General features: G+C 42.4%; 3 protein-coding genes. 2 read left to right on the forward strand and 1 reads right to left on the reverse strand.

Going from position 1 to position 2,566, the window contains the following annotated elements:
• Positions 1-204 precede the first annotated feature (204 nt).
• Positions 205-552 carry a hypothetical protein gene (locus GJ688_RS19390; RefSeq protein WP_170292173.1) on the forward strand — a complete coding sequence of 116 codons (348 nt, stop codon included), beginning with the start codon at positions 205-207 and terminating at the stop codon, positions 550-552.
• Positions 553-612: 60 nt separating this feature from the next.
• Here GJ688_RS19390 and GJ688_RS19395 read toward each other — a convergent pair whose 3' ends face one another.
• Positions 613-1,779 carry a tyrosine-type recombinase/integrase gene (locus GJ688_RS19395; RefSeq protein WP_155478144.1) on the reverse strand — a complete coding sequence of 389 codons (1,167 nt, stop codon included), beginning with the start codon at positions 1,777-1,779 and terminating at the stop codon, positions 613-615.
• 255 nt (positions 1,780-2,034) lie between these two features.
• On the opposite strand from GJ688_RS19395, the gene GJ688_RS19400 reads away from it, so the two are divergent.
• Positions 2,035-2,514 (forward strand): MCP four helix bundle domain-containing protein, encoded by a 480-nt coding sequence (locus GJ688_RS19400; protein ID WP_170292174.1) that lies wholly within the window; start codon positions 2,035-2,037, stop codon positions 2,512-2,514.
• The last annotated feature ends 52 nt before the right edge of the window (positions 2,515-2,566 follow it).

Below are 2,566 nucleotides of genomic sequence, written 5' to 3' on the forward strand. Positions count from 1 at the left end.
AATGATTTGGAATGGGCGGTGGCTCTTCAACAACTTTGGTCGATTATTGATGATGTCGTTAAAAACTGCAACAAGAAGTTAGCCGCTTTGATTAAAAGTCAACTCCAGAAATGGATTGGCTCTTTACCCAACTATATCAAGGCTTACTTGCCTATTTCTGTGTGCGAAACTTGAGTAATTTATATAATTGGTGAAAATGAAGTCTTGGAAAACATGGATAAAATCACAATCGCTCGCGAACACCCCTTTAACATCGAGACGTTAAAAGAAGAAATTATCAATGATTATCCTTCTATGACTGAGGAAAATAAGCAGCTTGTAAAATTAGCACTCGGGATAGATGATTATGAAAATACGACAAATCCGACAAAAGAAGATCTTGAACGCATACCATCTAATAAATACTTAATAGTATATCAAACAATGCCCTATTATTTTCAAGACATATTAGAAATTACTGTAAGTGGAGCAAAGATTAATCTTGCATTATTAACTTCTTTTATACCCTTGGGTTTTATCATTAGAAAGCTTGGTTCTCTATTTTTTGAATAAGGTATTAATAAAGACCCTATTACGAAAGTTTTTTCTGTATCAAGATATATTACCACCTATTTATATCTTCCTCGGACTCAACATCCCCTCAATTTTGTCGGTCGCCAGTTTCTTAACGTCGGGGAGCACGTGACTATAAGTATCCAGCGTAATCCGGATACTTCCGTGGCCGAGCAATTCCTGAACCACCTTCGGATGAACACCGGCCTCAAGTAATCGGGTTGCGTAGGTATGCCTCAATGAGTGAAGATTAGTCTTCGGTATTTCAGATTTAGCCAACAGCCGATGGAACTTCGTGGCCAGGTTCCGCTGGCTAACCATCCGGCCCTTCTTTGTCGTTACGACCAGACCATCATCTTCATACTCCTCGCCCTCACTCATCCTTTCTATATATTGAAGCACTTGCCACCTTTTTAACTGTCTAACCAGATCTTCGGTTATCGGAATCCTCCGGTAGCCGTTTTTTGTTTTGGGTTCTTGGATTATCTGATGAGTCTTGTTGGGGCCGTGTTCGTTCTTCACCAGCACGGTCCCCTTGGTCACGTCGATATGGCCACGTTCCAAATTGATGTCGCCCCACTTCAGTGCTAGCAACTCCCCTACCCTCATTCCCGTTCCTAGCAAAAGTTTGAAGGCGATCCACAACCTGTCCTCTTCTGCGACAAACATAAATTCCTTCATTTGATCTACGGTGAAGACACTGATTTGCTTTTGGGACGGTTTGGGTTTGCGGACGTGCTCAACGATATTCTTGTTGACCAGACCATCATGACCGGCTTGCTTGAGAGCAGTTCTTGCGGTGGTGAGAATCAGTTCAACGGTTCTCGTCGCAAGACCCGATTGCCGTTTTTCGTTAAGCAGCTTCTGAAGCTGAGTCGTTTGCAAAGCCTGAACCTTCACGTTACCCAACTTCGGCTTCAAATGAAGCCGATTGATGTACTCATATGACTCCCAAGTTTTAGGCCGCACGTTGGGACGTACATATTGCTCCAGCCAGATGTCCAGCCATTCCGCGAAGGTCACAGTTGAGGGGATCACGAAAATTCCTTGACGGTGCTCTACGAGAGCCTGATCCCTCCACTGCAGGGCTTCGCCCTCAGTTTTGAAAGTTCTACGAGCGTACTTCGCTTTACCGTTATCATCTTGACCGATGTGGACTTGGGCTACAAAGTAGCCGTCTTTTCGCTGGTAGACACTACCCTGGCCCGGCTTGTTACGGGAGGTCATAAAGAAACACCTGCTCCTTTCGATGTTCAAGATCGACTGATTTCGAGGAGGCAGGTGTAGGTTATCTCTAGTGGGGCAGGAAGGGAAGGGAAAGTTCGGTTGATATTCGTTAAAGCCCACTAAAGTTTGAAGGGCAAAGCTCAAGGTTTGGCTATGCCCATTTTGCCTGTTTTGTGTAGTTTTCAGAATAAAGGATTGTGTCGAATCTTGTCGAATCGATTCCTTATAAATGCAATTGAGAAGGGAGAATTTTTGATGAGTTTAAGACAGAAATTATTAGCCGGTTTTCTATCGATTATTTTATTAATGTTCGTAACGAGTACAGTGGCAATATGGAAAATGGCCGATATGGGATTAGCCGCACAAGAAATTCAAGACTCGTCTGTTCCAAGTTTAGAAGATGGCGGATGGTTGAATGGGGCCGTATCAGATATTCCTAGGATAGTATTAATGATATCTTTAGAAACTGATCCTCAAAAGATGAATAAAATCGAGACGGAGCAATTAAACCCTTTACTGTCGAAAATTAATACACATCTAGCCCAATATAGGGATAAATACGTAACTAATGAAGAAGAAATAAAGTTATATAATTCCTTTATGAAGGATTGGTCGACTTATCTAGGTAAACTTCCTTCCATTATCGAAGCGGGAAAGGCAAACCAATTCGATCTGGCTAACCAGAGGATAATTGAGATTCAGCCCACTTGCATTAGTGTTCGGTTAAGACACTAAATACCATAAAATCAATCAAATACCACCCAGGGGTCGAGAAGTCGCTTTCGGT

The sequence above is a fragment of the Heliobacterium mobile genome, from assembly GCF_009720735.1.
In the GTDB taxonomy this organism is placed as follows: domain Bacteria; phylum Bacillota; class Desulfitobacteriia; order Heliobacteriales; family Heliobacteriaceae; genus Heliobacterium; species Heliobacterium mobile.